The sequence below is a fragment of the Asticcacaulis sp. genome (assembly GCF_035497195.1).
Taxonomy (GTDB): Bacteria; Pseudomonadota; Alphaproteobacteria; order Caulobacterales; family Caulobacteraceae; genus Asticcacaulis.
Window position 1 is genome coordinate 17,804 of record NZ_DATJDZ010000009.1, and the last position, 17,737, is coordinate 35,540.

The following is a 17,737-nucleotide window of genomic DNA, read 5'->3' on the forward strand; positions in this document are numbered from 1 at the left end:
TTTTATTCTGAGACAAGAGGCGCTCCATGTCCTCCTCCGCTAATACCGGCCCCGCCCCCATGACCGGCGGCCTGCTGGCCATCACCGCCATCGCACTGGCGCTCGGCACCTTCATGCAGGTGCTTGATTCAACCATCGCCAATGTCTCGATCCCGACCATCGCCGGCGACCTCGGCGTCTCGACTTCACAAGGCACCTGGGTCATCACCTCGTTCGCCGTGGCCAACGGCATTTCCGTGCCGCTGACCGGCTGGCTGATGGGCCGCTATGGCGTGGTCAAGACCTTTACGGCCGCAGTCGTCCTGTTCACCGTCGCGTCTTTTCTCTGCGGCATTGCCTGGGATATCAATTCGCTGATCTTCTTCCGCGTCCTGCAAGGGGCGGTTTCCGGTCCGATGATCCCCGGCTCGCAGGCCCTGCTGATGATGATTTTCCCACCCAACAAACGTGGCACGGCCCTGGCCATCTGGTCGATGACAACCCTTGTGGCGCCGATCTGCGGGCCTATTTTCGGCGGCTGGATATCCGATAACATGACCTGGCCGTGGATATTCTTCATCAATATCCCCGTCGGCGCTTTCTGTGCCTTCTTCTGCTGGCGCGGCATGTCGTCACGTGAGACGCCGACCTTCCAGCGCCCGATCGACCGCACCGGCTTCGCCTTGCTCATCGTCTGGGTCGGGGCCTTGCAGGTCATGCTCGATACCGGCAAGGACGTCGACTGGTTCAATTCGCCGGCTATCGTGGTCGAGACGATCATCGCCAGCGTCGGCTTTATCGCCTGGGTAATCTGGGAACTGAACGACAAGAATCCGATGGTCGATCTCAGCTTCTTCAAGACGCGTAACTTCGCCTTCGGCACCATCGTTCTGTGCGTCGCCTACGCCATCTTCTTCGGCGCCAATCTGCTGATGCCTTTGTGGCTGCAAACAAACATGGGCTATATCGCCACCTGGGCCGGGCTTGTCGCCGCGCCCTCCGGCGTGATCGCCGTCATCCTGACGCCATTCGCCGCCCGGATGCTCAACAGGTACGATGCGCGTATCCTCGGCACGGCTTCACTGTTCCTGTTCGCCCTATCTTTCTATATGCGCTCGCTGTTCACCACCGACGCCAGCTTCCTTGTGCTGATGGTGCCCATGCTGATCATGGGGGCGGCGATGAGCTTCTTCTTCATCGCCTTTATCAGTATCGGCCTGAGCGGCATTCCGGGCGACCGGATACCGGCGGCCTCGGGCCTGTCGAACTTCGCGCGGATCATCACCGGTTCGTTCGCCGCCTCGCTGGTCACGACGCTGTGGGAACGCAGCGAAAGCGAACACCAGACCCGTCTGGCGGAGGTCATGGGTGGCCCCGCCGGCCTGAGTGGTCCGATGACGGATGCGCTGCATCAGGCCAGCCAGTTCGGCCTGACGACCGCACAGGGTATGGGGGTGATCGCCCGGCAGATTTCCAGCCAGGCCTTCCTGCTGGCCACGGTCGATCTGTTCCGCATCTCGTCGATTGTCATCCTGCTGCTGGTGCCGTTCGTCTGGCTGTGTCGTAAGACACTGGTCACCGGACCGGTAACGCACGCGGCGGATTAGGCCTTGAAACGGACAGGGCAAGCGATCATAGGAACATCCGAAACCATTCGGAGATTCCCATGATCGCTTTCGCCTTGCACGGCGGCGCCGGGGCCAAACAGGGCCGCGACTATTCCGCTGAAATCGCTAATATGCGCGACATCGCCGAAGCCGCCCGCGACAGCCTGAAAAGCGGCGCGAAAGCCTTCGATGTCGTCACCGAAGGGGTGCGCAGGCTGGAGGATTCCGGCCTGTATGTCGCCGGCCGAGGGGCCTCTCCGAACGCCGCTGACCATTACGAACTCGACGCCAGCCTGATGAATGGCGCCGATCAGACCTGCGGCTCTGTCGCGGCCTTGCAAGGCTTCGCCAACCCGGTGCTGGTCGCCCGCGCCGTCATGGAAAAGACGCCGCATGTCATGCTGGCCGGTGATGGCGCGGCGCTTTTCGCTCATGAACAAGGCTTTGCGTCCCTCGCCGACGAAGCCGAATACTTCACCCGCGCCGGGCGCTTTGAATCCAACCACCCGCCGGGCACCCTGTCGCACGGCACGGTCGGCTGCGTCTGCCTCGACAGTTACGGCAACCTCGCGGCGGCGACTTCAACCGCCGGGGTGTTCGGTAAACTGGCCGGCCGGGTCGGCGATACACCTTTGATCGGCGCCGGCACCTGGGCGGATAAGCAGACCGCTGTTTCCTGCACCGGTCAGGGCGAATACTTCATCCGCGTCAATGCTTCGGCGCAAGTCGCTTTCCGCCATGCCGGCGGGCAAACACTGACCGGGGCCGCCGACACCACCTTACAGCAAATCGTCGATATGGGCGGCGAAGGCGGTCTGATCGCGCTCAATGCCAAAGGCGAGGTGGTCGTCCCGTTCCGGTCACAGGGCATGAAGCGCGCCTGGTTTTCCGGCGATAACCCAATTACATCAGAAGCGTTTTAAATCAGCCGTAATTTCGTCGAAAGACATGCGTAAAATTCAATCGCAGACGGTTGCGTAATGCCTGATATTCAGGCCACGTATACATCTGTCAGAGTAAGCGTCATGGTTCAATCGCACGATTTTGAAGCCGCCCTCGCCCTCTCCCGCTTCGGCCTGGGCAGCGGGTCATACGGATGGCACGCGGCAGGCGGTGATGCGCGCGCCGCACTGAAACATGAGATAAAAGCCGGGTCGGCCGCGCTTCGTATCGACGCCCCCCTGCTCTCGACGCCTGAACTCCTGACGCAATATTACGACTACACGCAGGCTGTGAAGGCTTTGCGGAAACAAACGCCGCCGGACGATGGCTCCAAACTACCCAATCCGGTAGCGGAGCGCAATCTCGACGAAATCGGCGCGCGTTTCAATACGGCCGTCATGAAACCGCGGATCGGTTTCAATGAGCGGCTGGTTATGTTCTGGGCCAATCATTTCGCGGTCGCCACCGACAAATCCTCCCCGATCCGGATCACCGCCGGCGCCTTCGAACGCGAGGCCATCCGACCGAATGTCTTTGGATCGTTCAAGGACCTGGTAATGGCTGTCGAGACTCACCCCTGTATGTTGACCTATCTCGACAACATTTCGTCAATCGGCCCGCAATCGCGCCACGGACGTAGTAGCCGGCTCGGTTTGAACGAAAACCTCGCCCGTGAGATCATGGAGTTGCATATTCTTGGCGTTGGCAGCGGCTACACTCAGGCCGACGTCACCGCCTTCGCCGCAGCACTGACCGGTTGGAGCGTCAAGAGTTTTTCCGAATCGAGCGAAGGCGCCGGTGACGGTTTCAATTTCATTGACACCAACCATCAGCCGGGCGAACAAACCGTTCTTGGCAAGGTGTATCCCGACTCAGGTTTCTTTCAGGCTGCCGACATTCTCATCGATTTGGCCAGCCGGCCTGCGACTGCGCGCCACATCACCTTCAAGCTGGCGCGTCATTTCGTGGCGGATGTACCACCGCCCGCTCTGGTGGACCGCCTGATGGAAAATTTCCTGGCCACCGGCGGCGACCTGGCCTCGGTTTACGAAACCCTGATCGAATCCGACGAAGCCTGGAACCCCGCGTGTGTGAAGATTCGTTCTCCGCAGGAACATCTGGCCGCCATGATCCGCACGTCAGGCGTCACCATCAGACCTCAGACCGAGAAGCAGGCGCTTTATGTCATGGGTCAGTCGCTATGGACCCCATCGGGGCCAAACGGTTTTCCGGATACCTTTGCGGCCTGGGCTACGCCGGAAGGCCTGAGTACCCGTCTCGACGTCACAGCCCTGATCGCCGCCCAGATTATCCGGGCGTTTCCCGGTCATAATATCGACCCGCGCGAACTGGCCGCGCGCTGCCTGGGGCCGCGCCTGACCGACGCCACCCTTCAGGCGATAAGTCACGCGGAAACCGTCCCGCAAGGCCTTTCGCTCGTTTTCATGTCCCCCGAATTCTTGAGGCGCTGATATGGAATTCAAATCGCTCTTCGCCAATGGCTTTTCGCGCCGCAATCTCTTTCAGATGGGCGGGGTCGCGGCCTTTGGCGCCTTCATTCCGCTGACCGCGCGTGCGGCCGGGGCCCGTGATCCCCGCTTCATCACCATTGTGCTGCGTGGCGCCCTCGACGGACTGACGGCCGTGCCGCCAGTCGGAGATCCAGATTACGCACGCCTGCATGGCCGCGAGGCGCAAACCACAAGCCAGCCCTTACCGCTGAATACGATGTTTGGCCTGCATCCCGCCATGCCGCATTTTGCCGCTCAATATCGCGCCGGTCAGGCTCTCGTCGTCCATGCCAGCGCCTCGCCCTACCGCGACCGGTCACATTTTGACGGACAGGACGTGCTGGAATCAGGCTTCACCACGCCCGGCCATACCGATTCAGGCTGGATGAACCGGCTATTGCTCACCTTGCGGCAGGATCAGCGCATCACGGCCATGCAGGGACTATCCGTCGGCACGACAACGCCCCTGATCATTCGCGGTCAGGCCGATATCCTGGGCTGGGCGCCTTCGAGCCTCAGCCTCAAGGATCCCGATCTGCCCGGCCGTGTCCTGGCGCTCTACCAGGAAAGCGACCCTGCGTTCGCAGCGACCTTCCGCGACGCCATCAAAACTAATCGCATCACCGCCGGCTTTGACGCCAATTCTGCACGCGGCGGCCCGGCCGATCCGCAGATGATGGCGGCTATGGCGACAGGCACGGCGCAGTTTCTCGCTCGCGATGACGGTCCCCGTATCGCTGCCCTCGCGTTTGAAGGCTGGGACACGCATGTCTCTGAAACCGATCGTCTCACCCGCCTGCTCGGCGGTCTCGACGATGCCCTGTATGCTTTTCAGCACACGCTCGGCCCCGTGTGGAAAGATACCGCCATTCTGGTTATCACCGAATTCGGTCGCACCGCTGCGATTAATGGCACCCAGGGCACCGATCACGGCACAGGCACAACCGCCTTCCTGACCGGCGGCGCCGTCAAGGGCGGACGCGTGATCGCCGACTGGCCCGGCCTGAAAACGGCGCAACTCTATCAGGGGCGCGACCTGGCCCCCACCATCGATTTACGCAGCATCGCCAAAGGCGTGATGGCTGAACTGTACGACGTTTCGGACAAGGCCCTGGCGACGACGATATTCTCTAATTCCGATACCGCTGTTCCCATGAAAGGCCTGATCGCCTAACTGCATAGTCCCGCCAGATTGCTGATATCGACATCGGGCGGGGCGTCGCTCCACAGGTCGATACCCTTTTCCTTGGCCGTGCGCTCAATCAATAGCCCTTCGCCCTGATGAGCGCTCGGCGCACTATAGGCCGGATCACTTTGCGCCTGATCGAGGGTCACGAAATGCGCGCCTTCTTCCTCAAAGGCCGCCAGCACTTCCGGCAGCATCAGGGCCGTAAAGGCGCCTTCGTGGATCAGCAGGACGTGGGATATCTGCCGGCCATAGACCTTTTCCGACGCCATCAGCGACCGCGCGATCGACGCCTTCACGCCCTGCATATACTGGATTTTCATGCCCTCGACGGCTTCTGAGTCACCCTTGGCCATGCAGCGCGCATAGGTATCTGTATAGGCCCAGTCGTTGAAGCTGATCGAGACGTCGGCGATCCTGTATTTGTGCGCCTTCAGATAGGCCATGATCCCCGCATGATGGGCCTCGTCGCCGGCGCTCAGGAAGGGAAAGCGCAACACACGCCAGTCGGCCCCGGTCATGCGGTCGCGGATCGCCGGTTCGCCGGCTTCAAGATCGGCTTCAAAAGCCTCCAGCGTACCGGAATTGATATTCATGTGACTATAGGTGTGATTACCCAGCGGATAACCGGCGGCGCGCCACATATCAAGCACTGCTTCCGTTCCGGGCTCCTGCTTCAAGCGGACGGCGTTAACGAAACCATAGACGGCCGGGACATTATGCGCCTTCAGCGCCGCCAGGTAATCGCGCGCCACGTCGGTGCGACTGACGCCCGGCGGCACGGGACCATGCGCCGGCAGATCGTCAACCGTAATGGCGACATCAAAAGTTGTCTGGGCGTGCGCGGAAGACGCAATCAGCGTCAAAGCGGCGAAAAGCAGGACGGCAACAGGCTTCATGGGGGTCGGTCTCCTTATCCGCCTCTGATGGACGTTAGCGCTACCCTGCGCCCGAAGTTAGCGTCTGGCAATCGCCTCAAACGCACCCTTGCACAAAAAACGACGTTACGTTAACTATGCGCATCCAAACGGGCCAAGGGGGCCAAAAAGGGGCATCTTATGAACGGTAATATTTTCCTGCGCACCAGTGTTGTTTTCCTGTGCATCGGTATTGTTCTCGGCCTGTATATGGGCGGCACGCACGATTTCACCCAAATGCCGACGCACGCCCATCTTAATCTCGTCGGCGGGGTTCTGATGTTCCTGGCAGGCCTGTTTTATAACGGCCATCCCCAGCTTTCACGCAGGATGACCCTGGTCCATTACGCCATCGCCGTCATTGGTCTGGTGATCTTCATTCCCGGCATATGGGGTGCGCAAACCCGGGCGTCCTGGGCTGAACCCGTGGTCGGAATCGGCTCTGTGCTGACCGCCGTCCAGATCGTCTTTTTTGCGGTCATGGTTTTTATCGGCACCGGCAAAAAATCCGCCCTCACAGGGTCGTGACGGCAAGACGGCGGTAAAGGTCAAAATAAGGATTGCCACGGCCAGGCAACAGGCATAGTTTCATTGGATACTATTCCTGTGAGACTCGCCATGACCGCCGACTCCCTGACCTTCCCGACGCAAACCCGTCTCTTCGACGGACTGGACGATCAGCCGCTTGACGCCATGCTGCTGCTTCTGCGGCAGTTACGCGACGATCCGCGCACTGGCAAGATCGATCTCGGCATTGGCGTTTATGGCGATGAAGCCGGCCGCACACCGGTGATGCAGGCCGTTCGCCAGGCCGAGCGGATCGTCGCTGAAGCCCAGACCACCAAGGCCTATGTCGCGGCTGAAGGCGATGCGCGCTTTATTGCTTTGCTGGCCTCGATCGTGTTGGGCGCTGCCCGCGCGGCCGATGACCGCTATTGCGGCCTGCAAACCCCCGGCGGCACGGGCGCGTTGCGTCTGGCGGCGGAACTGATCGCTCGCGCCAATCCGGACGCCCGTGTCTGGGTCGGGACGCCGACCTGGATCAATCACCAGGCCCTGATGCGTTCGGCCGGTTTGCAAGTGCTGGAGCATCCCTTCTTCGATCAGAGCACGCAGACCGTCCTGTTCGATGCGATGATCAGCACGCTGGAAACCGCCCGCCCCGGTGACGTCCTGCTGCTACACGCCTGTTGTCATAACCCGACCGGCGCCGGTTTTACCTCGGATCAGTGGCGCACCATCGCTGACCTCTGCGCCCGCAAGGGGCTGCTGCCGCTGATCGATATCGCCTATCAGGGCCTGGGCCACGGTCTGGAAGAAGACGCCGCCGCCATGCGCGCCCTGCTCGATATCGTGCCGGAAGCCCTCATTACCGCCTCGTGCTCGAAGAATTTCGGCCTTTATCGCGAACGCCTCGGCGCCTTGTGGATCAAGGGCAGCAATGCCCAGGCGGCCCTGCGCGCCCGCGCCAACTGCGTCAAGGCTGGCCGGTCGATGTGGTCTATGCCGCCTGATCACGGCGCCTCAGTCGTCCGGACTATTCTGGAATCGGCCGATCTGACGGCCAACTGGCAGGCCGAACTGGCCACCATGCGCGCCCGCATCAACAGCGTCCGCACCGAACTGGCCAGGGCCGTGCCGCAACTGGCTTCTGTCGCGCAGCAAACCGGTATGTTCGTCCTGCTGCCCTTGAGCCGTGAGGCGGTGGCCGAACTGCGCGTCAAACACGGCGTCTACATGGTCGAGAACGGCCGGATGAATGTCGCCGGCCTGAGGTCTGAAAACCTGCCGCGTTTCGCTGCGGCGCTTGAACCCTATCTGAGCAAAGGAGAATAAGTTGAATAATAATCCTTTGGGCCTGAACGGGTTCGAGTTTGTCGAATTTACCGGCCCGGATACCGCCGTCATGGCCGAACAGCTTGAAATGATGGGCTTTGTCGCCGCTTCGCGCCATCCTGAGCGCGATATTGTCCGCTACAAGCAGGGCACAATCAATTTCTTGCTCAACACCGCCGGCAGCGCACAAGCTGCCGATTTCGCCGAACACCACGGCCCCTCGGCCAATGGCATGGCTTTCCGTGTCGCCAATGCGAAAGCGGCCTATGACCTGGCCCTGCAAAACGGCGCGCAAGCCGCCGACGCGTCCCAGGGTGCGCTCGGCAAGGGCAGCTATGCGCTGAAAGGTATCGGCGGTTCGCTGCTTTATCTCGTCGATCATAATATCTACGCGGACTGGATCGCCATTCCCGGCGCGGCAGATGACGAGCACCTCAATAATGTCGGCTTCAAGGTACTCGATCACCTGACACATAACGTGGCCCGCGGCCAGATGCGCACCTGGTCGAGCTTCTACGCCCAGATTTTCGGCTTCGAGGAGCAAAAGTATTTCGACATCAAGGGCCAAGCCACCGGCCTGTTCTCGCAGGCGATGATCGCCCCCGACGGCAACATCCGCATCCCGCTCAATGAAAGCCAGGACGACACCAGCCAGATCGAGGAATTCCTGCGCCAGTATAATGGCGAGGGCATCCAGCATATCGCGCTCACCACCGACAATATTTATGAGACGGTCGAAAAGCTGCGCGCCCGCGGCGTCAAATTGCAGGATACCATCGAGACCTATTACGATCTGGTCGATACGCGCGTGCCGGGGCATGGCGAGGACCTGGAACGCCTGAAGGCCAATCGTATCCTGATTGATGGCGCTGTCGGCGATGAGGGTATATTGTTGCAGATATTCACCGAGAACACCTTCGGGCCGATCTTCTTCGAGGTTATTCAACGCAAGGGCAATCAGGGCTTCGGCAATGGTAATTTCCAGGCGCTGTTTGAATCGATTGAACTTGATCAGATACGGCGAGGCGTGATCAAGGTTTCGTAAGTCAGATACCCCACCACCACGCCTTCGGCGCGGTGAGATGTGGTGGTGGGGGTTCTCGCTTCCTATGATAACAGCGGGAGGAGCGCAGATGTCAGACTACATGACCGGCTTCGGCAATCATTTCTCGACCGAGGCCGTGCCCGGCGCCTTGCCGATCGGGCAGAACTCACCGCAGGCCGCACCCTTCGGTCTTTATACCGAACAACTGTCCGGCTCGGCCTTCACCGCCCCGCGCCACGAGAACCGCCGGTCGTGGCTCTACCGCCTGCGCCCCTCAGCCGCCCATGCGCCCTTCATCCCTTATCGAGACGCCGACACGTTCGCGCCACCGACGCCCAACCGCCTGCGCTGGTCGCCTCTGAATGCGCCGGCTACCCCTACAGACTTTATCGACGGCCTGATCACCTATGCCGGCAATGGTGACGCGGCGGCGCAGACCGGCATGGCCATTCATCTCTATGCCGCCAACCGCTCGATGGACCGCGCCTTCTTCAATGCCGATGGTGAGTGGCTGATCGTGCCGCAATCCGGCCGGCTGGTGATCTTCACCGAAATGGGCGTACTGAAGATTGAGCCGCTCCAGATCGCCGTCATTCCGCGCGGTGTGAAATTCCGCATCGCCCTGCCGGAAGGCCACGCCACCGGCTATGTGCTGGATAACTACGGCAAGCCGTTGCGCCTGCCTGAGCTTGGCCCGATCGGCGCCAACGGCCTGGCCAATCCGCGCGATTTTGAAACAGCCATAGCCGCCTTCGAGGATATCGACGGCGATTGCGAATTGATCCAGAAGTTTGGCGGCCGGCTGTGGACGACCCGCATCAGCCATTCGCCACTCGATGTCGTCGCCTGGCATGGTAATTACGCGCCTTATCGCTACGATCTGCGCCGCTTCAACACGATCAACACCGTCAGTTTCGACCATCCCGATCCGTCAATCTTCACGGTCCTGACCTCGCCATCAGAAATACCCGGCACCGCCAATGCCGATTTCGTCATTTTCCCGCCGCGCTGGATGGTGGCCGAGCACACCTTCCGACCGCCGTGGTTTCACCGCAATATCATGAGCGAGTTCATGGGCCTGATCACCGGCGCCTATGACGCCAAGGCTGACGGTTTCGCGCCGGGCGGGGCCAGTCTGCATAACTGCATGAATGGTCATGGCCCGGACAAAACGAGCTACGAGGCCGCTATCGCCGCGGACCTCAAACCCCACAAAATCGACGGCACGATGGCCTTCATGTTCGAGAGCCGGTTGCCGCTTACGCCTACGATTTTAGCATTAGAGACGCCGCTGTTGCAGCGCGATTATGACCAATGCTGGGATAATTTCAAAAAGGCGGAGTTGCCTAAGTGATAGACGCGACACACGATCAAAAACTGACCTCATGGGTCGCCAACGCCAATGGTCATGCGGACTTCCCGATCCAGAACCTGCCGCTCGGTCTGTTTTCGCCGGCGAATGAAGCCCCGCGTCCAGGTACAGCCGTCGGCGACTATATAATCGAATGGCAGGCCCTGGTTGCCGCCGGCCTGAGGCAGGACAACGGCCTCACTATGGAAGACGTGCTGGCGACCCCGGCCCTGCGCCAATCCTTGCGCGCGCAACTATCAAAACTACTTAGCGATCCGCAATACCGCGAAATTTCCGAACCCTACCTGCACACCGCCGCCGATTGCCGCCTGCACCTGCCAATCCGGATCGGCGACTACACCGATTTCTACGCCGGCATCCATCATGCCGTCACGGTCGGCAAGCTGTTCCGGCCGGACAACCCCCTGCTGCCGAATTACAAGCACGTGCCGATCGGCTATCATGGCCGCGCCTCGTCCATTCGGCCAACGGGCGCGCCGGTCATCCGCCCCAAGGGCCAGACCAGAGCGCCCGATGCGGAAGCGCCATCCTTCGGCCCCAGCAAACGGCTCGATTTCGAACTGGAACTCGGTATCTGGATCGGCGCCGGCAATGATCTCGGCGCCCCCATTCCCATCGAAAATGCTGCGCAGCATATTGCCGGTTTCTGCCTGCTCAATGACTGGTCGGCGCGCGATTTCCAGGCGTGGGAATACCAGCCGCTCGGCCCCTTTCTCGCCAAGAACTTCATGACGACGATCTCGCCGTGGATCATCACACCGGAAGCCCTGGCGCCTTTCCGGCTGGCGCAGGCATCGCGCCCCGAAGGCGATCCAAAGCCCTTGCCCTATCTGTGGGGCGAGGCCGATCAGGCCGGTGGTGCGCTGAAACTCAGGCTTGACGTCCTGATCGAGACCGCCGAAATGCGAGCGCAGAACCTGCCCCCCCATGCCCTCAGCCACAGCGAGGCCCGTCATATGTACTGGACCGCGGCGCAGCTCGTCACCCATCACGCCAGCAATGGCTGTAACCTGCAAACCGGCGACCTGCTCGGCACCGGCACCATTTCCGGCCCGGCTCCGGACAGCGCCGGCAGCCTGCTCGAACTGTCCGAAGGCGGTAAAAAACCCGTGACTTTGCCGTCAAATGAAACACGCGCCTTTCTTGAAGACGGCGATGCGCTTATCTTGAGGGCACGCGCCGAGGCGGACGGCTTTGTCAGCATCGGATTCGGAGACTGCCGCGGGCTGATTTTACCCGCCCCTTAACGAGAAAGCAGGCGAGGATGCTCAAGCTGCATGATTACTGGCGTTCCAGCGCCGCCTATCGCGTTCGGATCGCGCTCAATCTCAAGGGGCTGGACTACAAACAGGACAGCCACGACCTGCGCACCAACGCCCAGCACCTCGACAGCTACAAGGTGCTCAATCCGCAAGGCCTGGTGCCGGCGCTCGATATCGGCGGCCACATCCTGACCCAGAGTTCTGCGATCATCGAATGGCTGGAAGAAAGCTGCCCGGAACCGCCGCTTCTGCCCCGCGCCGCCGCCGACCGCGCCACGGTCCGGGCGATGGCGGCGCTGATCGCCTGCGATATCCATCCGCTCAACAATCTCCGCGTCCTGCGCGAACTGAAGAACGACTGGGGCGCCGACGACAAACAGGTCAAGATTTGGGCCACGGGCTGGATCGCCGAAGGATTCACCGCGCTGGAAACCCTGATCGCCCACAATGGCCAGGGCTATTGCTTTGGCGATACCCCGACCCTGGCCGATTGCTTCCTGGTGCCGCAGGTCTTCTCCGCTCAGCGCTTCAATGTCAGCCTCGATCCCTATCCCCATATCCGCGCCGTCAATGAGCGCTGCGACGAGCATCCGGCCTTCTCGCGCGCTCATCCGGCGCACCAGCCCGACGCCGATACGGTCGATTTCAATATCCGATGAATGTGCGTGTCTACGCCACCCCCGCCGGCGTAAAACTGGGGCCGAAGGATCTGATCGCGCCGGATAGCGCGCGCAATTTCGTGCTGGAAATCGGCGAGGCGCATTTTCATGGCTTCGTGGTGCGCAAGGCCGACGATTATTACGGCTATGTTGATCGCTGCCCGCACGCCGGATTGCCGCTGGCGCAGGAACTCGATGATTACCTGACGCCACAGGCCGACCTGATTTCCTGTAGCTGGCACGGTGCGTTGTTTCGCATCTCTTCCGGCCAGTGCATCGGTGGCCCCTGCGCCGGACAGAGCCTGACAGCATGGCCGGTGCGGATAACAGACGGATTTATCGTCACCGCTTAAGCTGTCGCATCGTTCGATCCGCGCTTTGCCGTCAGGCTGGAACCGGCCGATGCGATAATTACCAGCGCCACCGCCAGCCATTGCAGCGGCATCAGCAATTCATGCAGGATAACAAGCCCCAGCAGCGCGGCGACGGCCGGCTCCAGACTCATCATCAGGCCGAATGTCTTGGCCGGCATGGCCTTCAGCGCGATCATTTCCAGCGCATAGGGAATGGCGCTGGCCAGAATGCCGATACCGACCCCATATAGCATTATAACCGGTGACCACAGGGCCGCGCCGGCAAAGGCCACGCCGATCGGCACGGTGAAGATCGTTGAAAACGCCATGCCGAGCGCCACAGCCTTGCCGCCGTGGACGCGATCGCCGACCTTTTGGCCAACGATGATATAAAGCCCCCACAGAACGCCGGCGATCAGGGCATAGACCACGCCCAGAGGATCGAGCGCAGCATTGCCATTCCCCCAGGGCAGAAGGATCAGCAGACCAGCGACGGCGCAGGCCACCCAGATGAAATCACTCCACTTGCGGGAGCCTAAAATCGCCACGGTCAGCGGGCCGGAAAATTCCAGCGCCACGGCGATGCCCAGCGGAATGCGGGCGATAGAAGCATAGAAGATCAGGTTCATTACGCCGAGTATGGCGCCGTAAAGCGCCAGCACCGGCCAGTGTCTGCGTTCAGGCCCGCTGCGCCATGGCTGGAAGACGATCAGCAGGGAAACCGTGGCGAAGAACTGGCGCAAGGCTGTGGTGCCTTCGGAACCGACCAGCGGAAAGACATGCTTGCTGAGCGTAGCGCCGAGTTGCACGGAAACAATGGCGATCAGAACGGCGATGATCGCCCACAATTTAGGATTTTTGGACATGTTTCGACTCCGGTGTGGCGTCGTCTTGTCTTGACCGGGTACGGCGCACCTCGTCCGGAGAATATCTACGTTCTAGATAGCCGTTCGGCGGCCTTATCTCAACGGGCCGGAAAAATAAAATTGGTCTTATTGCTTATGACCAATAGGTAGGCCACCCTTCAAAAAAAACGGAGGGAACCGCCATGAAATCACTCGCCGCTATTATTCTGTCTGCCGCCCTGATCGCCGCACCGGTCATGGCGAAGCCCGCGCCAAAGCCGGTGATCATCGGTTACCTGCCGGCTTTCAAGGGACCGATGCTCGCCCATATGGACAGTATCGATCTGACGAAGATCACCCATATGAACCTGTCCTTCGTTAATCCCGATCCGCAAGGCCTGATTGTCAGCGGCGCCAATATGGCCTGCATGGATACCGAAGGCCACGGCGGCCTGCCGGTAGCCGATGTGCAGGCGGTGATCGGCCGCGCCCATAAGGCCGGCGTCAAGGTGCTGATCTCATTGGGCGGTGGGATTATTCCCAAATGCTCCGGCAACTGGCCCACCCTGCTCAAGCCCGAAAATCGCGCCAATACGGTGAAAAACCTCATTCAGTTTCTCGATGATACCGGTCTCGACGGTCTGGACATCGATCTCGAATGGGACGTGCTTACCGCCGTCGACACCGCCGGTGAATATACGCCCTTTATTCAGGAACTGAGTGCGGCCCTAAAAAAGCGCGGCAAACTTTTAACCTGCGCTACAGCTTCAGGCGAAGGCGGCATGGTGCCGGTGTCGTCCGTGCCCTATTTCGACTATGTGAACATCATGTCCTATGACGGCATCGGCCCAAGCTGGGGTACGCCGGGTGACGAACATGCCACATTAGACATGGCGAAACACGATATCGCCGTCTGGCAGGCGCGCGGCGCCACAAAGGCGCAGATCGTTCTGGGAGTTCCCTTCTACGGTCATGCCTTTGGCACCTACAAGCTCGGCTTCCATGATTACAAAGGCCTGCTGGCGGAATACGGCGATGCGGTCGCCGAAAACGATATCCTCGGCAAGGCATGCGCCGGCTGCGATTACGTTACCTATAATGGCCGCCCGACGATCCGCCTCAAGGCCGACCTGGCCCGGCAAAATGGCGCCGGCGTCATGATCTGGGAGCTGACCGCCGACCAGCCAGGACCGAACAGCCTGCTCGACGCCCTGCATGACTCGCTTAATCATGCTGCGGATTAACAGGTGCAGCATAAATTGTCATGACAGCGCCGTCAGTTGGCAAATTTTCCTGAAATGCAGTTAATTTTCCAAATTTGACACTAATGTCAGTTTTTGAAATTGACCCAAGGGCGGCTTTTTTGTATAGTGTTTTCAATAACAAGAGAAAACACTCCATAACACACCATGTTAACCAAGTTGCTATTCATCGCCGGAACGACCGCCACGTCAGCCCAGCGCCAAGCCCGGAGAGCGGGGGCGGTCAGCCCCGCCGGATATCCGGAAATGCTGCATCTCAAATTCATGCAGCATTTTTTTTGCGGCACAACGCAACACCCTATAAACATAATTGAAAAAGGCACCAAGGGACCGATACGCCATGCAACCTCCCATTTTTGAATATACCCTGCGTCTCGGTGACGACGCCCTCATCCTCGGCCAGCGCCTGAGCGCCTGGTGCGGCCACGCCCCCAGCCTTGAGGTTGACTTGGGCCTTAGCAGTTTGGCGCTCGATCTCGTTGGTCAGGCCACCTTCTGGCTGGAACTGGCAGCGAAGAACGACGCCCAGGGCCGCGATGCCGACGCGCTCGCTTTCCGCCGCGACCCGCACGATTTCCACAATTGCCTGCTGGTCGAACAGCAAAACGGCGACTTCGCCCAGACCCTGGCGCGGCAGTTCCTGTTCTCCAACTATCAGCACCTGTTCCTGGAAGCCCTCAGCGGTTCCACACACAAGGGGTTGGCCGAGATTGCGGCAAAAAGCGTCGGCGACGTGGCCTACCATGTCGATTTTGCCCGCGACTGGATGATCCGCCTGGGCGATGCGTCCTGCCTGAGCCATCAGCGTCTGGTCAAGAGCATGGACTATATGTACCACTTCGTCGACGAACTGTTCGTGATGGACGAGATCGACGAAGCTTTGCTGCCAAAGGGTATTTCCATCTGCAAGGCAGCCCTGCGCGATGAGTTCGATCATCGCGTGTCGTCGGTGCTTCAAGAGGCCGGCCTGACGCCGCCGAAGGCGAAGCGCTCGGTGATTCTCGGCCGTAAGGGGCACGATTGCGCGCATGTGGCGCATCTGCTGCATGATATGCAGATCCCGCCGCACGAAGCTGATCCGCGCTGGTAATTATCCGACGGCGAGTGACGCCGCCGCCAGATCCTGCGCGGCGTCGCCCACGCTTTTGAACAGGGTGATGCGGTTTTCGCGGTCAGTCACAGCGCCATGAGCGCACAACTTAGATAATGTCCCTTTGATCATCTCATGATGCAGCAAACCGGCGGCAATGGGTTGTGTCAGGTCCCCCGCCTCGCTGAGCGCGGCAAAGGTATCGACCCAGATGTCGGCGCGCGTCATGGCCGCGTCATCGGCCTCGCGCATGTCTTTCAGATAGCCGCCGATCAGCGCTACATGCTGGCCTGCGTGCAGCCATTCGCCCTTGATCAGCGGTTCTTTAGAGAGCGTGGCGCAGGCGATGATATCGGCTTTTGCTGCGTCTTTGGCCAGATCGGTACAGACCTCGGCATGGAAACCACCGGCCTTTAGCGCAGCCACCAGTTTCTCGGCATTGGCCGTGGTTGGGCTGAAAACCTGGACCGTTTCAATGTCTCGAACCGCTCGGTAAGCGAAGGCCAGTTCCGAAGCAATCCGGCCAGAACCGACCAGCAGCAGATGTTTGGCGCTGTCCACAGCCAGCCGGTCTCCTGCGATTGCCGCAACCGCCGCCGTGCGCCGCGCCGTCAGTTCGCCGCCATCGAGCAGGGCCATGTGTTCGCCGGTAACCGCATCGAACAACAGATAACTCGCCGTCACCGCCGGCAGGTTGCGGCGCGTATTGCCCGGCGTCACATTGACGATCTTGACCCCACCGACACCCTGACTCCACGCTGGCATCATCAAGAGCGTCGCATCCGGTTCGCCGTCGTTCTGAACCGTGTGGACATGGCGCTGCGGTGAGGTCGTCTCGCCCTGCAGCAATTTTGGCAATTGCTGGGTGAGGACAGCATAGGGCAAACGTTCGATCAGGTCGTGCGCGGTCAGGTTTTGCATCTTTTATCCGTTATCAGCGGCGGTTTCAGTCAGGAGCCAATCGCGGAAGGCGACCAGCGGCGGATGGTCGGCGCGGTCTTCCGGCCAGGCGAGATAATAGGCTTCAGCGTTCTTCATCGGCAGGTCGAGCGCCCGCACCAGTTGGCCGGTGCGCAGCTCTTCCTCGATCAGGAAGTCCGGCAGTAGCGCCACGCCAAGCCCGGCGCGCGCAACCTGCGCCACCGTAGCGAACTGGTCGAACAGCATCCCCTGCACATGCTCGGCCGGCGCGTCGTTCTGGCGCAGCCAGCGCTCCCAGGCATCCGGACGGGTGGTGATGTGCAGCAGCGGCGCTTTGCGCAGATCGGTCGGTGTCTCGAAACGGTAGCGTTCCAGCAGCGCCGGACTGCATGCCGGCACGACATATTCTTCGCGCAGCAGCAGGGTTTCAGCGCCTGGCCAGTCCCCGGTGCCGTGATGGATGGCGGCGTCCATCGCCTCCTGGCGGAAATCGAAAGCGGTCAGGCGCGTGATCAGGTTGAGCGTGGTGCCCGGATGCTGGCCCAGAAAAGCTGGCAGGCGCGGCGCCAGCCAGCGTGCGCCGAAGGTCGGCAGGACCGCGAGATTGAGCGTGCCACCAAAGGGATTGGCGCGCAGGTTGAGCGAGGCCGTGCTGATCTTTTTCAGGGCGTCGCGCACTTCACGGGCATAGGCTTCGCCACCAGGGGTCAGGCGGATGGTCTGGCGCTCACGGTGAAACAGTTCAACCTCAAGCTGGTCCTCCAGCGCCTTGATCTGACGGCTGACGGCGCTTTGCGTCAAGGCCAGTTCACGCGCCGCCGCCGTGATGCTGCCGGTGCGCGCCGCAGCCTCGAAGGCCTGCAGGTGGCTGGTCGGTGGTAAAAAACGGCGCGGCGCAAGCATGAAGTTCATTCCGATTGAGAATGATGTAATGCCGAAATGGCAATGGA

General features: G+C 60.7%; 17 protein-coding genes and 1 riboswitch. Of the genes, 13 read left to right on the forward strand and 4 right to left on the reverse strand.

What is annotated here, in order from left to right; genetic code table 11:
• Positions 1-26 precede the first annotated feature (26 nt).
• From VL130_RS02220 to VL130_RS02235, 4 genes are all read left to right on the forward strand, one after another.
• Positions 27-1,586, forward strand: coding sequence for a DHA2 family efflux MFS transporter permease subunit (locus tag VL130_RS02220; RefSeq protein ID WP_325360682.1), 1,560 nt, complete (start codon positions 27-29; stop codon positions 1,584-1,586).
• Positions 1,587-1,645: 59 nt separating this feature from the next.
• Entirely contained in the window at positions 1,646-2,509 is an 864-nt protein-coding gene (locus tag VL130_RS02225) for an isoaspartyl peptidase/L-asparaginase family protein (protein ID WP_325360685.1), read from the forward strand.
• Between the two features lie 102 nt (positions 2,510-2,611).
• Positions 2,612-4,000: a DUF1800 domain-containing protein gene (locus VL130_RS02230; RefSeq protein ID WP_325360688.1), complete on the forward strand. Its 1,389-nt coding sequence runs from the start codon at positions 2,612-2,614 to the stop codon at positions 3,998-4,000.
• A 1-nt stretch (position 4,001) separates the two neighbouring features.
• A complete protein-coding gene (locus VL130_RS02235) occupies positions 4,002-5,213 on the forward strand; it encodes a DUF1501 domain-containing protein (protein WP_325360690.1) in 1,212 nt (403 codons plus the stop codon).
• On the opposite strand, the gene VL130_RS02240 is transcribed toward VL130_RS02235, so the two are convergent.
• Positions 5,210-6,124, reverse strand: a complete 915-nt coding sequence (locus VL130_RS02240; protein WP_325360693.1) for a polysaccharide deacetylase family protein — start codon at positions 6,122-6,124, stop codon at positions 5,210-5,212. The two genes, VL130_RS02235 and VL130_RS02240, sit on opposite strands and share 4 nt — an antisense overlap.
• 159 nt (positions 6,125-6,283) lie before the next feature.
• Here VL130_RS02240 and VL130_RS02245 point away from each other — a divergent pair, with 159 nt between their 5' ends.
• The 7 genes from VL130_RS02245 (at position 6,284) to VL130_RS02275 (ending at position 12,669) form a co-directional block, all read left to right on the forward strand.
• On the forward strand, positions 6,284-6,670 hold the full coding sequence (locus VL130_RS02245; RefSeq protein ID WP_325360696.1) for a hypothetical protein: 387 nt from the start codon (positions 6,284-6,286) through the stop codon (positions 6,668-6,670).
• Between the two features lie 90 nt (positions 6,671-6,760).
• The gene (locus VL130_RS02250; RefSeq protein ID WP_325360698.1) at positions 6,761-7,978 is read left to right on the forward strand and encodes an aromatic amino acid transaminase; all 1,218 of its coding nucleotides are present in this window, start codon (positions 6,761-6,763) and stop codon (positions 7,976-7,978) included.
• A gap of 1 nt (position 7,979) precedes the next feature.
• Positions 7,980-9,023, forward strand: a complete 1,044-nt coding sequence (gene hppD / locus VL130_RS02255) for a 4-hydroxyphenylpyruvate dioxygenase (RefSeq protein ID WP_325360701.1) — start codon at positions 7,980-7,982, stop codon at positions 9,021-9,023.
• Positions 9,024-9,111: 88 nt separating this feature from the next.
• Entirely contained in the window at positions 9,112-10,377 is a 1,266-nt protein-coding gene (gene hmgA / locus VL130_RS02260; RefSeq protein WP_325360703.1) for a homogentisate 1,2-dioxygenase, read from the forward strand.
• On the forward strand, positions 10,374-11,642 hold the full coding sequence (gene fahA / locus VL130_RS02265; RefSeq protein ID WP_325360705.1) for a fumarylacetoacetase: 1,269 nt from the start codon (positions 10,374-10,376) through the stop codon (positions 11,640-11,642). The genes hmgA and fahA overlap by 4 nt, the downstream gene beginning before the upstream one ends.
• A 17-nt stretch (positions 11,643-11,659) precedes the next feature.
• Positions 11,660-12,316 carry a maleylacetoacetate isomerase gene (gene maiA / locus VL130_RS02270; protein ID WP_325360707.1) on the forward strand — a complete coding sequence of 219 codons (657 nt, stop codon included), beginning with the start codon at positions 11,660-11,662 and terminating at the stop codon, positions 12,314-12,316.
• A complete protein-coding gene (locus tag VL130_RS02275; protein WP_325360709.1) occupies positions 12,313-12,669 on the forward strand; it encodes a Rieske (2Fe-2S) protein in 357 nt (118 codons plus the stop codon). The genes maiA and VL130_RS02275 overlap by 4 nt, the downstream gene beginning before the upstream one ends.
• Here VL130_RS02275 and VL130_RS02280 read toward each other — a convergent pair.
• Positions 12,666-13,535: a DMT family transporter gene (locus VL130_RS02280; protein WP_325360711.1), complete on the reverse strand. Its 870-nt coding sequence runs from the start codon at positions 13,533-13,535 to the stop codon at positions 12,666-12,668. The genes VL130_RS02275 and VL130_RS02280 overlap by 4 nt on opposite strands.
• A gap of 14 nt (positions 13,536-13,549) precedes the next feature.
• A riboswitch (guanidine-III (ykkC-III) riboswitch) is annotated at positions 13,550-13,618 on the reverse strand.
• 99 nt (positions 13,619-13,717) lie between these two features.
• Between VL130_RS02280 and VL130_RS02285 the strand changes: the two genes are divergently transcribed.
• On the forward strand, positions 13,718-14,758 hold the full coding sequence (locus VL130_RS02285) for a glycosyl hydrolase family 18 protein (protein ID WP_325360713.1): 1,041 nt from the start codon (positions 13,718-13,720) through the stop codon (positions 14,756-14,758).
• 358 nt (positions 14,759-15,116) lie between these two features.
• Positions 15,117-15,866 carry a 1,2-phenylacetyl-CoA epoxidase subunit PaaC gene (paaC, locus tag VL130_RS02290; protein WP_325360715.1) on the forward strand — a complete coding sequence of 250 codons (750 nt, stop codon included), beginning with the start codon at positions 15,117-15,119 and terminating at the stop codon, positions 15,864-15,866.
• On the opposite strand, the gene VL130_RS02295 is transcribed toward paaC, so the two are convergent.
• Together VL130_RS02295 and VL130_RS02300 are read right to left on the reverse strand one after the other, a co-directional pair.
• Positions 15,867-16,787 carry an ornithine cyclodeaminase family protein gene (locus VL130_RS02295; RefSeq protein ID WP_325360717.1) on the reverse strand — a complete coding sequence of 307 codons (921 nt, stop codon included), beginning with the start codon at positions 16,785-16,787 and terminating at the stop codon, positions 15,867-15,869.
• A gap of 3 nt (positions 16,788-16,790) precedes the next feature.
• Positions 16,791-17,690, reverse strand: coding sequence for a LysR family transcriptional regulator (locus tag VL130_RS02300; RefSeq protein WP_325360719.1), 900 nt, complete (start codon positions 17,688-17,690; stop codon positions 16,791-16,793).
• Positions 17,691-17,737: the final 47 nt, after the last annotated feature.